We start from the raw sequence: 19,031 nt of genomic DNA on the forward strand, positions 1-19,031 counted from the left end.
GGGGGGGGCGGATCTCTTCTTCGCCCGTCGCCTGTTTCACCGCCTCTCCGCCCGTCATCTCAAGGCATACCGCCTGGCGGTGGCCAACCCGGATGCCCGCTTCCAGTGCCGCGCCGAGCAGGAGTGGTATTACAGGGTGCGCCTGCTGCTCGACTATGTCAGCGGCATGACGGATACCTATGTGCTGGAAGAGTACCGGCTGCTGTCGGGGATCTAGGATGACCCCTTGCCGCCCTCCCCAAATGGGGGGCGGCTGGCAAGGGCCGGCTTGTATTGAATTCGGTGCTTTTTTACACTTCCGACACTTGTTCCACTTTTCACCCATAAGGAGACGAATATGCAACATTCAATGCTCAACGTTGCGACTCAACACGGCGCCTGCCGTGAGTCCGTTCGTACTCTTTTGCCGCGTGGAGTGAACAGGTAACCCTGTCACTATTTATCACCCGCGGTTCTTCCGCCGGGTGAATGTCTCCGCTCTTCGGAAGGACCGCAAGGTTCAAACGGAGAGATCTTATGTCTATCGAACTTACCCTGCTGCGCGGTGCCGCGCGCCTGATCGCCTATCGTATTACCCGCATCGAGCAGCGCCGTACCCTGCTCAATCTGTCCCCGGCCCTGCTCAAGGATATCGGGCTGGAAGGGCAGGCGGTGCAGGTCTCCCACCTGCGGGAGCGGGAATATCAGACCGGCTTTCGGCTTGGGACGCGAATAACCTGATGGGTGGGGGCCTGGCCCCCATCCCGGCATTCATTGCTTACACTGGGCGGGCCACTGGGCCCGCCTTGCCGTTTCTTTTCCCGCTGCAACTTTCTCTCATGACGCTGCTTCGTCGTCCGATAAGTGAAAAAGCGTGCCGTGTCGTGGTGGTCACACCGCCGTGGCACCGCATCGCCAGTGTGATACGCTCGAGTGCCGACACGGCCTGGGAGGGCATGGAGCCTTCCCCGCACTCGCCCCCGGGCGCGTGGTGACCGGGCCTCTCGATTCGGAGCCACAGGATTCCCTTCGGAACAAGGATGTTTATGAAAATTGCCGTCAAACTGTTGCTCGCCTTCGGCTTCGTCAACCTGCTGATCCTGCTCTTTGCCGTGCTCATCTCCCATCAACAGCATCAGATCGCCGACTCCGAGCAGGCGCTGATGCGCCAGGCCCTGCCTGCCCTGCAGCGGGACGAGGCGAGCCAGCAGGCCCTGGTGGCCACCGTCTCCTCCCTGCGGGGCTATCTGATCCTGGGGGCGGATCCCGCCCAGGGTGAGCGCCTCAAGCAGGAGTGGCAGCAGGCCTGGCTGCGCATCGAGGGCCAGACCAAGGCTCCCCCATTGGCCGAGGCGCTGGCCGCCTTCAAGGCGAGCCAGCAGCGGGTGTGGGATCTGGCCCACACGGATGACAACCTGCCCGCCCATACCCTGATGTTGCAGGAGGCCGGCCCCCTGGCGGAGGCGGCCCTGGATCAGCTGCAATCTTTCACCAACGAGGAGGTGGCGACCGAGGAGAGCGGACTCTCTGGGGACAGACGCCGCCTGCTCAAGCAGGTAGGGGATGCCTACAACGGGCTCTCCAATGCCCTCTCCGCGCTGCGGGATTACCTCATCTCGGGGGAGGATGACTATCGCCAGAAGTATCTCGATTATTACCAGTTCCACCGGCAACGGGTGCAGGAGATAGAGGGACAGGCCGCCTATTTCACCGAGGCGCAGCAGACGCTGTGGGGCCTGTTCGAGGAGATGTCGACCCCCTTCGGCGAGCTGGTCGATCAGGTGATCACCGCGCGCCGGGCACCGGACTGGAACCGGGCCAACCATCTGATGGCCCATGAGGTGGAGCCCGAGTTGCTGCGCCTGGGCAGCCAGCTGGCGGATCAGGTCCGTCAGACCCATGCCGAGGTGGACGGCATGGGCGAGCAGATGGAGCGCGCCAGTCGCCGCATCCGCACCATGCTGGTCGCCTCCACCCTGGGGGTGCTGCTGCTCAGTACCCTGGTGGCGCTCTGGCTCAGCCGCCATCTGACCGGCGACATCCAGCGGCTCGAGCATCGCGCCAGCCTGGTGGCGTCCGGCCGGCTGCCGGCAGATCCCCTGCCGATGCGGCGCGGGGACGAGCTGGGGCGGTTGACCGGTTCCCTCAACCAGATGTCGGCCCAGCTACGCCAGCTGGTGGCCGACATTCAGGGGGCGGTCGCGCAAGTTGAGGGGGTCAGCGGCGAGGTGAGCGGCACCACTCGCACCCTGGTTTCGGATCTTGCCAGTCAGCACCACCGGGTGGATGAGGTGGCGTCGGCCATCGATCAGATCTCGGTGACCAGCCGGGAGGTGGCCGGCAACATAGCCCAGGCCGCCTGCGCCGCTACGGAGGCAGAGAACCAGAGCCGGGCGGGGGAGCAGGCCCTCGGTCAGATGGTGGGTACCATGCAGGCCATCTCCACCATGATAGGGGAGGCCAATGGCGCCATGGCGCGCCTCAGCGCCCAGAGTGAACAGGTGGGCCGTATCACCGAGGTGATCGCCACCATCGCCGAGCAGACCAATCTGCTGGCGCTCAACGCCGCCATCGAGGCGGCGCGGGCCGGAGAGCAGGGGCGTGGCTTTGCCGTGGTGGCCGACGAGGTACGCCAGCTGGCCAGCCGCACCAGCCAGTCCACCGCCGAGATCAGCCAGACCATCGCCAGCATACAGCAGCAGACCCGGCAGACGGTGGCGACAGTGAGCACGGGAACCCGGCTGGTGGAGGAGGGGCGCGGCGCTGTGGAGAGCGTCAGCCATACCCTGCAGGGGGCCATCGAACGGGTGCAGGCGCTGAGCGAACAGCTGGGGGCCATTGCCACCGCCACCGAGCAGCAGTCACGCACCGCCCGTGAAGTGGCCGGTGCCGTGGAGGAGATTGCCGGACTCAGTCATCAATCCCGCCACCATGGCCAGCAGGGAGAGGCGATCGTGACGCGCCTGGCCCAGGAGACGGGCCGCCTCAGCCAGGCGATCAGCCGCTTCACCCTGCAGTGAGCGGCCCCTGTCGGCGCCAGAAAAACGCCCCGCAACCTGAGGATGCGGGGCGTGTTCATATGGGAATGTTTTCGGGTCAATCCAACCGGCGAAACGCCTGGTTATCGAAGCTGCTGCTGGTCTCCTGGTTGAGCAGGTTGACCAGCAGGATCGCCCGCTTAGCGCCATCCGGCTCCAGGTAGATGGCCTCGAATCCGGCCAGGGGGCCAGATTCGATAAGTACCTTGTCACCCTGGCTCGGCAGGCAAGCATAGCTGGCTCTCGCCTCGTCGCTGTCATCCTTGCTCATCAGCTGGTACACCAGCTGGCTGCAGATGGGGGTCCACTCCCGCCCGAAGTGGATGATGCGGCTGATGCCCCGGGTGGACTTGAGGGTCACCGGGGTCACCTCCTCGAGATCCACAAAGATGAACAGGTAGTTCGGGAACATGGGTTCGCGGACGGGAACGCGCTTGCCACGGCGCAGCTTCTCGACCTCCACCATAGGGTAATAGGATTCAATGCCCTGAGCCGCCAAATGGACTCGGGCACGCGCCTCTTCCTTGGGCTTGCAGTAGGCCAGATACCATTGTTTCATGCTGATTGTTTCTTGTTGTCGTCGTGCTCAGGGCTATGATAGCGGCAGAGACGAAAAAGGCCACGCTGACGTGGCCTTTTTGACATGAGAGCCGCTTACCAGCCCTTGACCAGCCCCTCTTTGAACAGGGCCATGCCTTTTTGATAGACCTCGTCGGTCTGGAACGCCTGCACGAACTGCTTGACCTTCTCGTCATCCTTGTTGTCTTCACGAGAGACGATCAGGTTGACGTAGGGGGACTCCTTGTCTTCGACGAACAGGCCGTTCTCGGTGGGGGTCAGCCCAATCTGGCCGGCGAAGGTGTTGTTGATGATGGCCAGATCCACGTCTTCCAGGGAGCGCGGCAGCTGGGCGGCTTCCAGTTCGACGATCTTGAAGTTGCGCGGGTTGCTGGCGATGTCCAGTACGGTTGCCTCCAGGCCGGCGCCCTCTTTCAGGGTCAGCAGACCCTGCTTCTCCAGCAGGATCAGGGAGCGGCCCAGGTTGGTCGGATCATTGGGCACCGCTATCTGGGCGCCATCTTGCAGCTCGCTCAGGGCCTTGATCTTCTTGGAGTAACCGGCAATCGGGTAGACGAAGGTGTTGCCAACCGGCACCAGCTTGAAGCCGCGATCACGGATCTGGGCATCCAGGTAGGGTTTGTGCTGGAAGGCGTTGATGTCGATGCTGCCATCGTTCAGAGCCACGTTGGGGGTGACATAGTCGGAGAAGGTCACCACCTCGACGGTCAGGCCAAATTTGTCCTTGGCAACCTTGGCGGCGGTTTCGACCAGTTCGGTCTCGGGGCCGGCAATGGCGGCAATCTTCAGGGTCTTGCTCTCTTCCTTCTGGCCGCAGCCGACCAGTACCAAGCCAGCCAGCAGAGCCGCCGCGATGGATTTAATGGCTAATTTCATGAAAACCTCCTGTTAGAAATCGACGTTCAGCGATGATCGCATTTGTTGACCAGGCGCTCACCTGCGCTCTGGATGAGTTGAACCAGTACCACCAGAATGGCCACTGTCACCAGCATGACGGTGGGGTCGAAACGCTGGTAGCCGTAACGGATCCCCACGTCCCCCAGGCCGCCCCCTCCGATGGCACCGGCCATGGCGGAGTAGTTGACCAGGGTCACCAGCGTGATGATGACGCTGTTGAGGATGCCGGGCAGGGCCTCTGGCAGCAGCACCTTGGTGATGATTTGCAGCGGCTTGGCACCCATGGCCTTGGCGGCCTCGAGCAGGCCGTCCGGCACCTCCATCAGGGCCCCTTCCACCAGGCGGGCGATGAAGGGGACGGCGCCTATGGTCAGCGGCACTATGGCGGCTATGGTGCCGATACTGGTGCCGACGATGAGTCGGGTCAGCGGTATGATGGCGACCAGCAAAATGATGAAGGGCACGGAGCGACCTATGTTGACCACGACCCCGAGCAGGCGGTTCAGCACCGGATGGGCCAGGATCTGGCCCGGTTTGGTCACATAGAGGGCGACCCCCAGGGGCAGGCCGAGCAGGCAACCGAACAGGGCGGAGGCCGACACCATGATAAGGGTGTCACCCAGCGCCGAGATGAGCAGATTAATCATGGCGTCGGACATAACCCATTACCTCCAGCTGTATGTGGTTGTCGATGAAGAACTGTTGCGTGGCCTCGCACTGGGCCTCGTCGCCGAACACCTCGGCCAGCAGGAAGCCGAACTTGACCCCGCCCGCGTATTCGATGTCCGCCGCCAGTATGCTGACGTCTATGTCGAAACGGCGGCTCGCCTCCGAGATGAGGGGGCTGTCGACGCTGGCGCCGGTGAAGCCGAGCTTGAGCAGCGGATAGCTGTCGGGAACCCGGGTTTGGGTCATCCGGTCCTGATACTCCTGGGGCACGTCCAGGTGGATGGTGGAGTGGATGAAGTCGCGGGCCAGCTGGGTCTTGGCGTTGCTGAAGAACCAGGCCACTTCCCCCTGTTCGATCAGGCGGCCATCGCTGATGATGGCCACTTCGTCACAGATCCCCTTCACCACATCCATCTCGTGGGTGATGAGCAGTATGGTCAGCCCCAGCTTGACGTTGATCTCCTTGAGCAGGGTCAGGATGGAGCGGGTGGTCTGGGGATCCAGGGCCGAGGTGGCCTCGTCGCACAGCAGCACCTTGGGGGCCGGTGCCAGGGCGCGGGCGATGGCGACCCGCTGCTTCTGGCCGCCGGAGAGTTCGGACGGATAGGCATGGGCGCGAGCCTCGAGGCCCACCAGGGCCAGCAGCTCCAGCACCCGGGCCTGGATGCGGGCCTTGTCCCATCCCGCCAGCTCCAGGGGGAAGGCGATGTTGGCGGAGACGGTGCGGGAAGAGAGCAGGTTGAAGTGCTGGAAGATCATGCCGATCTGGCGGCGGGCCTGGGTCAGCTCGCCCTCGCCGAGGGCGGTCAGGTCCTGGCCATCCACCACCACCTGGCCGTCGGTGGGTCGTTCGAGCAGGTTGACACAGCGAATGAGGGTGCTCTTGCCGGCGCCGGAGGCACCGATCACACCGAAGATTTTGCCTTGGGGTACATGCAGGCTCACATCACGCAGGGCGTGCACGGCGTCACTGCCTTTACCGTAGACTTTGTTGAGGGCATTCAACTTGATCATGGATTCTTCCGTGCCAAAGCCTTAAAGCACAGGGCGCTACAGGCGGGTAAGTTGGGCAGAGGTTACACTGGGTTTGCTCTGTCATCATGGTTGATGATGCTAAGATGTCTGGATGGCTATGTCAATGAGTGTTTTTACGTCTAGACGTCTAAAAATGCGGATGTTCGGCGCCGAAAACCGGCAATGAAAAAAACCGCTCCGAGGAGCGGTTCTGGTCATCTGATCCGGGGCGGGCGCTTCCCCGAGTCTCACTGGGTCTGGCTGTCCTGGGCCTGCGGGTTCTGCTCCTTGAGGAAGCTGATCCAGGGGGTGGCACGGCCGCTGACCTGGCCGTTCTGGGCGGCCTGGGTGAAGGCGGTGAGCGCCTCCTTGGGTCGGTTTTGCTCGAAGTAGGCCACCCCGGTCAGGAACTTGAGATCGGCTCGCTGCAGCGCGCTGGCATTGCCTGCCGGCTTGCCCGCCAGGGCCACCAGATCCTGATAGCGCTTGCTCTGGATCATCATGCGCGCCATCTTGAGCTGCAACTCGGCGTTGGGCGCCTGGCGGTAGGCCGTCATCAGGGTATCGATGGCCGGGTCGAGCTCCTTGGCCTGATGCCAGTAGTTGGCCAGGGTCTTGAGGTTGGCCACGCTGCGCTCCACCTGGCCCTCCTTCATGGCCTTCTCCAGCACGCGGGCGCCGCGGTGGGGAATGCCGGCGAAGGCGAGGTAGTTGGCCAGGCGCAGCAGCTCGGCCTGCTCGGTCAGCATGCCCAGCCGGTAGGCGCTCTCCAGGGCGGCCAGCGCCTTGGGATCGTTGCCCGCCTGCATATACATGGCCGAGAGCTGGGTCCAGTACTTCTTCTTCTCCGGGAACATGCCCACCAGGGTGGTCAGTACCTCGGTCGCCGGTTTGTACTGCTTCAGCTCGTAGTGCGCCCCCATCTTGAGCAGATACCAGGATTCGGGGGCCTTGCCGGCGGAGAGACGAATGGCACTGTCTACCGCCGGGATGGCCTCCCGGTACTGCTTGAGCTGGACATGGGCGTTGGCCAGGGTGATGTAGGCATGGGGAGTGGGCTTGTCCTCCTTGCCGAGGCTGGCGAACCACTCCTTCATGGTGTTGATGGATCCCTTGAAGTTGCCCTCCGCCATGTAGAGCTGGGCCAGGTTGTAGCGCACCTGCTGGGCCACGGGCTGGGGCAGGCCGCCGGTGGCAATGGCGTCGGCGAAATACTTGGTCGCCTTGCCATATTGCTCCTGCTGCGCCGCGACGAAGCCCAGGGTTTGCAGTATCACCCCCTTGTCATAGACCTTCTCCCCGGCCCCCGAGAGGGCATCTTGCAACTTGGCATTGGCCTCGCCGTACTTCTTGGCGGCGATCAGCTCCTGAGCCTTGTTGACCGCGCGGTAGGCGCGGTCGGAGAGGGAGGGTTGTTCGGCGGCCCAACTGGCGGTGCTCATCAACACGGCCAGGGCGACCGGGGCCAATATCCCCTTGTGTAACTTGTTCATCGCCACCTTCCTTAGTTGACCGCGAATTCGATCTCTTGCCGCATGCGACTCGACTGCGGCTTGCCATCGACCATGGCGGGTTTGAATGTCCACTTGGCCACCGTCTTGCGCGCCTCCTTGCCGAGGTCATAGCTGCGGGGCTGCTCCTTGACCACGCGCACGTCGCTGACCGTGCCCCGTTCGGTGACGGTGAACTCCAGCAATACCTTGCCCGAGGCCAGACCCGCGAGGGCGGCCTTGCGCGGCATCATGGGTTCGAAGGTGGCCAGAGGGATGGCGCCATTGTTGCCGCCCATGCCACCGCCGCCACCCCCTGTGCTGTAGGCGCCGAGGGCGTTGCCGCCGGCGATGTTGACCGGCAGGTCCAGCTTGGGCATGTCCATGGCCATGGTCTGCATCTGCGGCTTGTCCGGGCTCGACACCTCCATCTCGGGTGGGGGGGGAGGGCGCTTGGGCGGCGGCGGTTTGGGCAGTTCTCTCTGTTTCTCTTGCAGCGTCTCCTCGGGCTTGATGCGGATGAAGTCGACCATGCTGACGTCGTCTTGTTCCAGCAACTCCCGGCGCTCCTGGTTAACCAGCTTGTCCATTCCCCAGAACAGGCCGAATACCACCAGGAAGGCGGCTGCGAAGGATATCAGGTATCTCATTGGTGACCCCTGGCATCAGCCTTCTTTATTGGCGGCGATGGAGATGTTCTGCACCCCGGCCATGCGGATCTGATCCATGACTTCCACCACGATACCGGACCTGGATTCGGTATCGGCCTGGATCACCACGGCGCCTTCCGGGTTCTCGGCACGCAGCCGCTCGATGTTGGCACGCACGGCGCCCACTTCGACCTGGCGCTTGTCGACCCAGACCTGACCGTTCTCACGCACGGCCACCATGATGTTGCCCTTCTTGACCGTTTCGGCGGTGTTGGCGCTGGGGCGGTTGATCTCCACCCCGGCCTCCTTGACGAACGAGGTGGTGACGATGAAGAAGATCAGCATGATGAACACTATGTCCAGCATGGGGGTCATATCGATCGCCGCCTCGTCTGCGCTGCTCGCGCTGTGACGCTTTCTCATAGCAAAAACTCCTTGCTTGTAACGGGTGGCCGGGTCTGGCCCGGCCACCGCATCGTTCCCTGACTCAACCGTGCTTCAGGCTGTCTTCCAGCTTGTCCACCGCCAACCTGCCCTTGTGCTCCAGACGGCTGGCGAAGAACAGGCCGGAGAGGGAGGCCACCATGCCGGCCATGGTCGGAATGGTCGCCTTGGAGATGCCGGAGGCCATGGCCCGCGGCGATCCCGTTCCCGTGATGGCGAGGGTGTCAAACACCTGCACCATGCCAACGACGGTGCCTAGCAGCCCCATCAGTGGACAGAGGGCGATCAGCACCTTGATGATTGGCATCCCCTTGTCCACCGCCAGGGCCACCCGGGAGACCAGCTCGCGCCGGATCTGCCTGGCAGACCAGGATTGATGGTCACGGCGGGCCAGCCAGCTCTGCTGGGTGCCCTTGGCCTGCTGGGGATAGATGGTCAGAAAATAGATCCAGCGCTCGAGCAACAGGGCCCACATCACCAGGGTGAGGAAGAAGATGGCGACCAGCACATCTCCCCCCATCCCCAGAAAGCGCCGGATGGATTCCACTTCCTCAATCAACCAGAACCACATGGAAGACTCCTTACGCTGCGGCTTTGGAGGCGTGCAGGTTTTCCTGATAACGGGCCACGAACCCGGCGCTCTGCTCTTCCAGCACCTGGATCAGGCGACGGCTCTGGGTCTGCACCACTGTGTAGAGGAACAGCATGGGCACGGCGACCACCAGGCCTTGCATGGTGGTGACCAGGGCCTCGGAGATGCCGCCGGCCATCAGCTTGGGATCGCCGGTACCGAACAGGGTGATGGCCTGGAAGGTGGCAATCATGCCGACCACGGTACCCAGCAGACCCAGCAGGGGGGCGACCGAGGCGATCAGCTTGATGATGCCCACGCCCTTCTCCAGGGTCGGCACGTTGCGCAGTATCACCTCGTCGAGCTTGGATTCCAGATCCTCTATGTTGTCGCCCTTGTGGCCCTGGTAGGCGGCCAGCATTTCACCCAGGGGATTGCCCTTGATGATGGCATCGGACTTCATCTGCTTGCGCATGGCGCCGCCGATGAGGGAGAGGCGGGCACCGCAGAACAGGGCGATCAGTACCCCAACGGCCCCCAGTGCCAGGATGACGTAACCGACCACGCCGCCCTGATCGATCCGCTCGGCCAGGGTGGGGGACTGCACCAGCAGGGAGAGGATGACGCCGCGCGACGGATCCACATAGATGGGCTCGAGCCCGGCGCCACCCTGCTCGAAGGGGGCGATGAGGGAGGTCATCTTGCCGTCGGGCTGACGGGAGAGCTCCTCGAACTTGCCGGTCTCGGGGACGAAGTTGAGGTATTTGCCATCGGCGACCGTGTTGAACTCGCCTATCTGGGTGACGGTCTTGTCGGCCTGGCTTCCTTCGCCATAGACGACGGTGGCCGGGATCCGGCTCACCTTGCCAGCGTCTATCATGCGGCTGAGGATGGTGGTCCAGAACGCTTCGAGATCGCCGCTGGAGGGCAGCTCCTTGCTCTCGGCCAGTTTGGTGAGCAGCGGCCCTTGTTCCGGGTATTCGACCCGCAGCGGCGAGGCATTGAAGATGCCCTTGAACTCGCCGGCGAACTGGCGTACCACCCCGAACATCTCCCCCATGTTGCCGGAACGCTGGCGCAGGGTCTCGGTCAGCTCGGTCAGCTGCTTGTCGTTGGCGTCGAAACTGGCCTTGAGCTCATCGCCCCTGGCGGTTTCGGCGGCGAGATCCGCCTTGGCCTTGGCCAGCAGGTTGGCCTGCTCATTCTTGTCGGCCAGGAAGCGGGCCTCCCGCTCCTTGTTGAGCTGGGATTCGGTCAGGCTGTCGGCCTTGATCTGGCTGAGCAGGGCATTGAGATCCACCGGCTTCTCGGCGGCGGTGACCGGCAGAGTAAACAGGGCGGCGCCCGCTATCAGCGAGGCGATCGTGAGTCTGAGTCCTTTCATGATGCTTTCTCCGCAGTGTGAACCGGCAGCTTGATCAGGGCAGGGGGGGCCTGCTTCTTGGCGATGCGAAGGCCTTGTTCAACCGCACTGCGATACTCCTGGGGCAGGGTGTCCCACTGGCGGGTCTGCTTGTTCCACACCCCTGTCTCCATGCCGTCCGGGGACTGGTAGAGCAGGGCGATGCGACCGACCCGCAGGAATTCATAGGTCTTCTGGGCGCCATCCTTGTCCAGGCTGGCCTTGTAGGCTTCGATGGTGCGGCTGAAGCCCTCTTCTATCTGGTAGGCTTCGAGGATCTTGCGGTACTTCTCCGAGATGGTGACATCGGCCCGGTTCATGAGATCGGTCAGGGCGGCGACCCTGTCTTCGCGTTCCACCTGCTGGAACGGCAGATCCAGCGCCACGAACTGCTCGAGGGCGTCGATCATCTTGAGCATCAGCGGCACCACCTCGGTGCTGGTCTGATCTATCTGGGCTATCTGGCGCGCCATGGAGGCCAGCTCGCTGCTCTGGGACTCCACCATCTTGCCGACCTGCTCGTTGTAGGTGCGCAGGCTGTCGAGCTGACGCAGGCTCGCCTTGTACTGGGCCAGGGCGGACTCCGCGGTGTCGGCGTAGTTGTCGATCTTCTGCTGGGACACTTTCGAGGCATTGTCGGTGGCGGCCTGGGCGTCGACCGCCTGACCGGCGGTGGCGGCACTCAGGTTGAAGCTGGTCAACAGAGCGGCCGATACCAGGCTGCCCAGGAGCGCTTTCTTCATTGTCATAGTCCTTGTTTTCATAGGATTACCCTATCTCCGTTACTTCCTTGGAATCTTGGGCAAAGCCGGCCCGGGGGCCGGCTTGTGGTCATGTCAGCAAAGGGATCAGAACTTCTGGCTGTAATCGAGGTAGTAGATGCGACCGTCGATGCTGTAGATGTCTTCGTCGTAGGTGAAGCCATCGCTCTCGAGGGAGGGGGTGCGGTTGAACATGTTCTTCACACCGGCCTGCAGCTTGCCGTTCCAGGGGGTATCCACGCCGACGTTCAGGTTCCAGGTGGTGTTGGAGGCGATGTGGCCCACTTCCTCACCCGTGTCGGCGACATAGTCCTGGCTCTGGGAGTCGATGTAGTTCGCACTCAGGTAGGTGTCCATGTTCCACCACTGGGGCACGTTCACGCCGATCCCTGAGTTGAAGCGCAGCTGCGGCTTGCCGTTCTGGCCGATCTTGTCGACCTCGGGGCCGCCGGCATACAGGCCTTCCTTGTACTCCAGGATATAGGTGCTGCCGAAGTCATAGCGGATGGTGGCGACATCCAGGTCGTAGTTGTAATCGAGCTTGAAGTCCAGACCACTGGTGTTCAGATCCCCCAGGTTGACCATGGGAGAGGTGACATTGCGGATCTTGCCGTCGCTGCGACGCTCGACCAGGCTGGAGCCGCCATTGTTCAGCTCGTCATAGATGATGGACTGGGTGGAGTTGAGCTGGATGACGTCCTCGATCTTGATGATGTAGTAGTCCAGGGAGAGGTTCAGGTTGTCGAGGGGGCTGTAGCTGGCACCGAAGTTCCAGGTGTTGGCCGTCTCTTCCTTGAGCTCCTCGTTGGAGGTCCGGGTGGTGTTGTACTGCTGGTTCGGGCAGTCGGCCGCCGAGATGCCGTTGTTCTGGCAGTAGACGTAATCCTTGGCCCAATCCGCGGAGAAGGAGTCTGCCGCGTAGAGATCCTGCAGGCTGGGAGCGCGGAAGGATTGCGACCAGGAGGTGCGGAACATCAGGTTGTCCAGGGGCTGATAGCGCAGGCTCGCCTTGGGCGAGAAGGCGCTGCCAAAGTCGCTGTATTTGTCATAGCGACCGGCGACGCTCAGCTCGACCTCGTCCAGTACCGGGATCAGGGTCTCCAGATAGACGGCGGTGACGTTGCGATCGCCACCGGAGGAGTTGCCGGACGAGCCTATGATGTTGCCTGCCTCGGACTGGGCGTCATATTTGTCCGTGTAGACCCAGTCGTTGTACTCGGCGCCGGCGTACCAGCTGACCGGGCCTGCGGGCAGCTCGCCCATGTCCCACTGCACCCCGGCGTACCACTGGTAGAAGTCCATGGTGGAGCGGCGACTGGTGTCGGCGGCCATGGCGGCCGTGGTACCGGCATCAAATTCACCATTGACGAACTTGCCATCGGCCACGGCCTGCTGGGCGGCCGAAGCCAGCACGTAACCGGTGCCGTTCTCCTTGTTGTCGGTCTTGGAGTACATGTAGCCGGCGTTCCAGATCAGATCGCCGACGGCTTCGGTGGGCAGGGTGCCCTCAAAGGCCAGGTTCAGGCTGCCGGTGGTGTCCGTGACCAGGTTGTCACGGGTGCCGACGTTGTTGAAGCGGTAGTAGACGTAGGCGGCTTCCCCCAGGCTCTCGGTGGCGGCGGCATCCAGGCCGTTCTGGTTGTAGAAGTCGGCATTTTTCGGGTTGGCCGCATCCACGGTGAAGAAACCGGCGGCCGGGGCGAAGCGACCGAAACTCTCGACCCGGGAGGCAACGATTTGCGGCACGAAGTCGACGCTGTCGCTGATGTGGTAGCGACCGTTGAGGTAGAGGGTGTCGCGGCTGCGCGAAGCCGTCTTGGCGGCGACCTGACCGTAGTCATAGTTACAGCCGCCATCGAAATTGGTGAAGGGTTCTTTGCAGGTGCCATTGGCATCGGTCACTCCGGCCAGGGGGCCGTAGCTCCACTGGGCATCGCCATTGCCATCGACGCCGGTGATCCCCTCGACGTTGCGACCGTAGGCGCTCGGTGACTCCTTGCCCTGCTTGCTGAGATAGTCGCGATCCCGGGAGTAGATGATGTCTTTCTTGTCGTGCTCATAGACGGCCATCAGGGAGCCTTTCTCCCCTGTGATACCGGCCATGACGGAGCCGCTCTTCTCGTCTCCGCCCTCTTCGCTCGGGCTGCCGAGGCGACCCTGGAACTGCAACCCTTCGTAGTCCTGCTTCAAGATGACGTTGATCACGCCGCCGATGGCATCGGAGCCGTAAATGGCGGAGCCGCCGTCCAGGTTGACTTCGACCCGCTCAACGGCGGCCATGGGGATGGTGTTGAGGTTGATGGCGGTGCCACCCATGGTGGGGGAGCCGGCGACCCGCTTGCCGTTGAGCAGCACCAGGGTGCGCTCGGAACCCAGGCCGCGCAGGCCGACCGTGCCCTGGGACTGGAAGGAGCTGCCCGAAGAGGGGGAGACGCCACCGAAGGAGTTGTAGGAGGCTTGCTTGAGGTAGTCGGCCACCGTTTGCTGGCCGGATTGTTCTATCTTGGCCTTGCTGACGGAGACAACCGGGGTAGCGCCTTCGACGTCGACGCGGGAGATGCGTGAGCCAGTGACCTTGATTTTCTGCAGCTGTTCGACTTCCTGTCCCTCTTCTGCATGGGCAGAGGGGGCCGCCACTGCTGCGCTCGCCAACGCGAACGCGATGGCAGCAGAGATCCTGCTTTTCCTAAGCATCGCTTATATCCTTCCTGGTTGTTTATTGTTTGCTTCCTGAACCGCCCTCGTTGGAGCGGTGCGTAAGGCTTATCAAGTTTTGGCGGCGGGCGTCAATTGGCCGCACCAGAGTGGGGGAATGGGGGTTGGCAGGGTCATGATGCCAAATGAAAGACGTTTTCTTGGTGAGATATTCTGATATGCAAATCATCTGGCGGTTAATGTTTTGTTAAATCACCTTCGCGCAAATCATTTGCTTAATGCTGAACTTATTACTACCGCCATGGTCTCGCTATTTTTTATCCCATGATTCAAATGGTAAACGATATTTCTATCTATTCTGTGGGGGCGGATGTTCGATAGTCATCTCGTCTGGTCTGATGAGCCTGAATAGAGGCCCCTCTATATACCTGAGGTTTTGATTCATGCTAACACAATGAAAAACATTGCTTTTGTGTTGTTTTGTTGCTGGCTGTAAACATTGTTTGAGCAAATTTAATATTTTTTTAATGCTGGATTTTTATTTCGAATTGGGGTTTTCAGAAAAAATAGTTCAGTGAATTACGCTGTGGCGACAGTTTGGGGAAGGAGGGATGGTATGGGCTTCGTTTTACTTGATTTTTGTTGCAGAGGTTTTACAGTGGCCGAGCGGATTGTCTGCCAAATAGTCAGTCAATCCAGCGAGTAATGCCAGGAAGGAGAGGCGAGTCACAGGAAATGACTGGCCACACAATAACAACAAGGACGAGGTTTAACCCACCATGCTGTCGTATTTCTTACGTCGGATGCTTTTGATCATCCCGACGTTTCTAGGTATCACGCTGCTGGTCTTCACCGTTACCCGTTTCGTGCCCGGTGGCCCGGTGGAACGCATGCTGCTGCAGGCGCAGGTCTCCCAAGGCGAGTCCGGACGCTCCAGTGGCAGCAAGGGGGCGCAGGCCCTCTCGGACGAACAGATCGAGGAGCTCAAGGCCTTCTACGGTCTCGACAAGCCCATGCTGATCGCCTACTGGGAGTGGCTGCAGAAGCTGGTGGTGCTGGATCTCGGCGAGTCGACCCGCTACTACGAGCCGGTGTGGGATCTCATCAAGGAGAGACTGCCGGTCACCGCCTTCTTCGGCCTGGCCACCTTCCTGCTCAGCTATCTGGTCTCGATCCCGCTCGGGGTGGCCAAGGCGCTCAAGCACAACAGTCGCTTCGATTCCCTCAGCTCCATGTTCATCTACATGGCCTATGCGCTGCCCGCCTACGTGGTGGGGATCTTCCTCATCACCGTCTTCGCGTTTCACCTGGAGTGGCTGCCCATGGGGGGCTTCCCCGGCGATGACTTCGACTACATGGAGAGCAGCTGGGACAAGATACGTACCCTCTTCGCCCACGCCCTGCTGCCCCTCATTGCCTATGCCATCGGGGATTTCGCCATCCTCACCATGACCATGAAAAACAGCCTGATGGAGAACCTGTCGGCGGATTACGTGCGAACCGCGGTGGCCAAGGGGCTGCCGTTTCGCAAGGCGGTCACCGACCACGCCATGCGCAACAGCCTGATCCCCATCGCCAGCCATCTGGGCAGCGTGCTCACCGTCTTCTTCGGCGGATCCTTTCTCATCGAGACCATCTTCAACATCGACGGCATAGGCCTGCTCGGTTACGAGGCCATCGTCGAGCGGGACTACCCCACCGTCATGGGGATACTGGCCATCACCTCCATGCTGATGCTGGTAGGCAACATCGTCTCCGACATCTGCGTCGCCCTGGTCGATCCCCGCGTACGGTTTGGAGAGTGAGCATGAACGCGATCTTTCTTGTCATGCTGATGCGGGTGTCATGCCACATGGCCTCCGACATCTGCGTTGCCTTCGTGTATCCCCGCGTACGGTTTGGAGAGTGAGCATGAACCTCAATCCGGTCACATTGAAAAAACTCAAGCGCTTCAAATCGATCAAGCGCGGTTACTACTCCTTCATCATCTTCTCCGCCCTGGTGCTGCTGGCGCTGCTGGCGGAGCTGATTGTCAACAGCCGCGCCCTGATTGTGAGCCACGGGGGCCAGCTCTATTTCCCCACCTATGGTGACGTGATCCCGGGCCAGCAGTTCGGGCTCGACTACCAGTACGAGACCAACTATCGCCAGCTCAAGGCCAGGTTTGCCGAGGAAGGGAAGGGGGACTGGGTCTTGCTGCCCCCCGTGCCCTGGAACCCCTACGAGCAGGATTTCAAGCAAGACAGCTATCCCCCTTATGCCCCCAGCCTGGCCGAGCGCCACTTCCTCGGCACAGATACCAGCGGACGCGACGTGCTGGCGCGCCTCATCTATGGCTTTCGCATCGCCATCGGCTTTGCCTTCATCGTGCTGGTGGCGAGCTATGTCATCGGCGTCAGCATCGGCTGCATGATGGGCTTTCTCGGGGGGCGCTTCGATCTCATCTTGCAGCGCTTCATCGAGATCTGGTCCCAGGTGCCGTTTCTCTACGTCATCATGATCCTGGTGTCCCTGGCCAAGCCCAACTTCGGCTTGTTTGCCTTCATCAATGTGCTGTTTGGCTGGATGGGGATCACCTGGTACATGCGCACTCTCACCTACAAGGAGCGGGCACGGGACTATGTGATGGCGGCGCGGGCCCAGGGGGCCACCACCAAGCGCATCATCTTCAACCACATACTGCCCAATACCCTGGTGATGATAGTGACCCTGGCACCGTTCGCCGTGGTGGGCAATATCTCCACCCTGACGGCGCTGGATTACCTGGGCTTTGGCCTGGCACCGCCCACCCCGAGCTGGGGGGAGCTGCTCTCCCAGGGGATCAACAACCTGGATGCCATCTGGATTGTCAGCTCAGTGGTGGCGGCGGTGAGCCTGGTGCTCATCATGGTCTCCTTCATCGGCGAGGCCATCCGCGAGGCGTTCGATCCGCGCAAGTTCACCCGTTATCAGTGACGGCCGGGGGCCAGGGCCTGGCCTCTAGAACGAAAAGATTGCGTATTTTCCCTTATCAATGAGACCCCAGAGCAGGGGCTAGACTTGGAAGTCAAATATGAACAATAAAATCAAATGGATAGGTGCTATTTTTCTCGTGGTGAACGGATCCTGGGTCTGGGCAGCCAGCTTGCCTGCGGATCTCAAGTGGGAGACCAATGACACGGATCCCACCTTCGCCTCCCCCCAGGCGCTGCCCGGCGGCACCCTCAACATGTTTGTGGACAGCTTTCCCCTGACGTTCCGCACCGTGGGGCCGGACTCCAATGGCGCGTTTCGCTCCTATATTCTGGATAATCAGCTGAGGCTCATCAGCTTCCATCCCAACACAGGCAACCCCATTCCGTCCCTGGCGACCCACTGGGCCATCGCGCCGGACAACCAGACCGTCTACTTCAAGCTGGATCCCCGTGCCAAGTGGTCGGACGGCAAGCCGGTCACCGCCGATGACTACACCTTCGGCTACGAGATGATGCGCTCCAAACACATCAAGGGTCCCTGGTTCAACAACTACTACACCAATGAGGTGGTGGCGGTGGACAAGATTGATCCCCACACCATCCTGGTCAAGGCGGGCAACCCCAAGGCCAAGCTGGATCTGCTCAACACCACTGAGCTGTGGCCCCAGCCCAGGCACTTCTACCAGCTTGATGCGAACTGGGTGAAGAAGTACAACTGGGCCCTGGTGCCCACTACGGGTCCCTATGTGATGACAGAGGTCAAGAAGGGCAAGTCGGTTACCTTCAGCAAGCAGAAGGAGTGGTGGGCCAGAGACGATCGCTACAACCAGCACAGGTTCAACGTGGATACCATCAAGGTGCAGGTGATCCGGGATCGCAACATCGCGTTTCGCCACTTCCTGAAGGGGGAGTTCGACACCTTCGAGATGCTGCTGCCCAACTGGTGGCATGAGAAGGCCAACACCCAGGAATACAAGCAGGGGCTGGTCAAGAAGGTGATGGCCATGACGGACACCAAGCAGGGGGCCCAGGGGCTGCACCTCAACATCGCCAATCCCAAGCTGGCCGACCTCAATGTCCGCCTCGGCATCCAGCATGCCATCAACATCGACAAGATGATCAAGACGGTGCTCTACGGCGACTACCAGCGCGCCACCACCTTCGACTCAGGCTTCGGCCCCTTTACCGAGGTGGATCTCCCCGGCCGCGGCTATGAGATCAGCAAGGCCCGTGACTACTTCGCCAAGGGAGGCTTTGACCAGGCGGGGCCGGACGGCATCTTGCGCAACGCCAGGGGAGAGCGGCTCAGCCTGGCCATCACCTATGCCACGGCGGAGCACACCAAGCGTCTGACCGTGCTGAAAGAAGAGGCGAAGAAGGCGGGCCTGGATCTGGAGCTCAATCTGGTGGATGGCGCCACCGGCTTCAAGGTGATGCTGGAGAAGAAGCATGAGGCGGCCTGGCTCGGCTGGGGCGGCGGCGGTCTCTATCCCCAATACTGGGAGTTCTTCCACTCGGACAACGCCAACAAGCCCCAGACCAACAACTTCTTCAATGTGGCCGACCAGCAGCTCGATGGGCTGATCGACCGCTATGGCAGCGAGTTCGACATAGAGACGCGGGCCGCCCTCTCCCGCCAGATCCAGCAGCGCATCTATGATCTGGCCATCTTCGTGCCCGGTGCCCAGCTCAACTATGTGCGGGCCAGCGCCTGGCGTTACGTCATGCTGCCCGAGGTGCCCGCCACCAAGAACTCGCCGGATCTGCTCTATTGGCCCATGGACGGTTACCCTTATAGCAGTGGCGGCCTGCTCTGGCTCGATCCCAAGGTGCGGCAGCAGACCGAGCAGGCAAGGGGCGCGGGCGAGAGCCTGCCCTCCCAGGACATGGTCGACAAGACCCATGCACGCAGTTGAGAGGGGCGGCCA

The 19,031-nt window shown here is 61.5% G+C and carries 16 protein-coding genes and 1 pseudogene; 6 read left to right on the forward strand and 11 right to left on the reverse strand.

Translation table 11 applies throughout. The features are described from left to right. The 3 genes and pseudogenes from BN1119_RS12700 to BN1119_RS12710 all read left to right on the forward strand — a co-directional run. Positions 1–217: pseudogene (locus BN1119_RS12700) on the forward strand (dGTPase); the annotation flags it as partial. Between the two features lie 299 nt (positions 218–516). Then, positions 517–720, forward strand: a complete 204-nt coding sequence (locus tag BN1119_RS12705) for a YjiS-like domain-containing protein (protein ID WP_041998408.1) — start codon at positions 517–519, stop codon at positions 718–720. A gap of 305 nt (positions 721–1,025) precedes the next feature. Continuing rightward, the gene (locus BN1119_RS12710) at positions 1,026–2,999 is read left to right on the forward strand and encodes a methyl-accepting chemotaxis protein (protein ID WP_041998409.1); all 1,974 of its coding nucleotides are present in this window, start codon (positions 1,026–1,028) and stop codon (positions 2,997–2,999) included. Between the two features lie 76 nt (positions 3,000–3,075). On the opposite strand, the gene rfaH is transcribed toward BN1119_RS12710, so the two are convergent. The 11 genes from rfaH to BN1119_RS12765 all read right to left on the reverse strand — a co-directional run bounded on the left by rfaH (position 3,076) and on the right by BN1119_RS12765 (position 14,188). After that, complete coding sequence (gene rfaH, locus BN1119_RS12715) at positions 3,076–3,576, reverse strand: transcription/translation regulatory transformer protein RfaH (RefSeq protein WP_041998412.1); 501 nt, start codon at positions 3,574–3,576, stop codon at positions 3,076–3,078. A 95-nt stretch (positions 3,577–3,671) separates the two neighbouring features. Beyond that, a complete protein-coding gene (gene metQ / locus BN1119_RS12720; protein ID WP_041998415.1) occupies positions 3,672–4,472 on the reverse strand; it encodes a methionine ABC transporter substrate-binding lipoprotein MetQ in 801 nt (266 codons plus the stop codon). A 26-nt stretch (positions 4,473–4,498) separates the two neighbouring features. Next, entirely contained in the window at positions 4,499–5,152 is a 654-nt protein-coding gene (locus tag BN1119_RS12725) for a methionine ABC transporter permease (RefSeq protein ID WP_041998418.1), read from the reverse strand. Then, the gene (gene metN / locus BN1119_RS12730; protein WP_041998421.1) at positions 5,133–6,176 is read right to left on the reverse strand and encodes a methionine ABC transporter ATP-binding protein MetN; all 1,044 of its coding nucleotides are present in this window, start codon (positions 6,174–6,176) and stop codon (positions 5,133–5,135) included. The genes BN1119_RS12725 and metN overlap by 20 nt, the downstream gene beginning before the upstream one ends. A 248-nt stretch (positions 6,177–6,424) precedes the next feature. Beyond that, positions 6,425–7,669 carry a tetratricopeptide repeat protein gene (locus BN1119_RS12735; protein WP_041998424.1) on the reverse strand — a complete coding sequence of 415 codons (1,245 nt, stop codon included), beginning with the start codon at positions 7,667–7,669 and terminating at the stop codon, positions 6,425–6,427. 11 nt (positions 7,670–7,680) lie between these two features. After that, on the reverse strand, positions 7,681–8,316 hold the full coding sequence (locus BN1119_RS12740) for an energy transducer TonB (protein WP_041998426.1): 636 nt from the start codon (positions 8,314–8,316) through the stop codon (positions 7,681–7,683). Positions 8,317–8,331: 15 nt separating this feature from the next. Then, the gene (locus BN1119_RS12745) at positions 8,332–8,739 is read right to left on the reverse strand and encodes an ExbD/TolR family protein (protein WP_041998428.1); all 408 of its coding nucleotides are present in this window, start codon (positions 8,737–8,739) and stop codon (positions 8,332–8,334) included. A gap of 64 nt (positions 8,740–8,803) precedes the next feature. Continuing rightward, complete coding sequence (locus tag BN1119_RS12750; protein ID WP_041998431.1) at positions 8,804–9,331, reverse strand: MotA/TolQ/ExbB proton channel family protein; 528 nt, start codon at positions 9,329–9,331, stop codon at positions 8,804–8,806. Positions 9,332–9,341: 10 nt separating this feature from the next. Continuing rightward, on the reverse strand, positions 9,342–10,715 hold the full coding sequence (locus tag BN1119_RS12755; protein WP_041998434.1) for a MotA/TolQ/ExbB proton channel family protein: 1,374 nt from the start codon (positions 10,713–10,715) through the stop codon (positions 9,342–9,344). Further along, positions 10,712–11,476 (reverse strand): DUF3450 domain-containing protein, encoded by a 765-nt coding sequence (locus tag BN1119_RS12760; RefSeq protein WP_041998436.1) that lies wholly within the window; start codon positions 11,474–11,476, stop codon positions 10,712–10,714. Before BN1119_RS12760 ends, BN1119_RS12755 begins: the two co-directional genes overlap by 4 nt. 105 nt (positions 11,477–11,581) lie before the next feature. Then, positions 11,582–14,188: a TonB-dependent receptor plug domain-containing protein gene (locus BN1119_RS12765; protein WP_041998439.1), complete on the reverse strand. Its 2,607-nt coding sequence runs from the start codon at positions 14,186–14,188 to the stop codon at positions 11,582–11,584. A 740-nt stretch (positions 14,189–14,928) separates the two neighbouring features. Between BN1119_RS12765 and BN1119_RS12770 the strand changes: the two genes are divergently transcribed. The 3 genes from BN1119_RS12770 to BN1119_RS12780 all read left to right on the forward strand — a co-directional run bounded on the left by BN1119_RS12770 (position 14,929) and on the right by BN1119_RS12780 (position 19,019). After that, complete coding sequence (locus BN1119_RS12770; RefSeq protein WP_041998442.1) at positions 14,929–15,954, forward strand: ABC transporter permease subunit; 1,026 nt, start codon at positions 14,929–14,931, stop codon at positions 15,952–15,954. Between the two features lie 106 nt (positions 15,955–16,060). Next, entirely contained in the window at positions 16,061–17,104 is a 1,044-nt protein-coding gene (locus tag BN1119_RS12775) for an ABC transporter permease (protein WP_041998445.1), read from the forward strand. Between the two features lie 97 nt (positions 17,105–17,201). Next, the gene (locus BN1119_RS12780; RefSeq protein WP_041998448.1) at positions 17,202–19,019 is read left to right on the forward strand and encodes an extracellular solute-binding protein; all 1,818 of its coding nucleotides are present in this window, start codon (positions 17,202–17,204) and stop codon (positions 19,017–19,019) included. Positions 19,020–19,031 lie beyond the last annotated feature (12 nt).

Source organism: Aeromonas bivalvium (assembly GCF_000819765.1).
Lineage (GTDB): Bacteria > Pseudomonadota > Gammaproteobacteria > Enterobacterales > Aeromonadaceae > Aeromonas > Aeromonas bivalvium.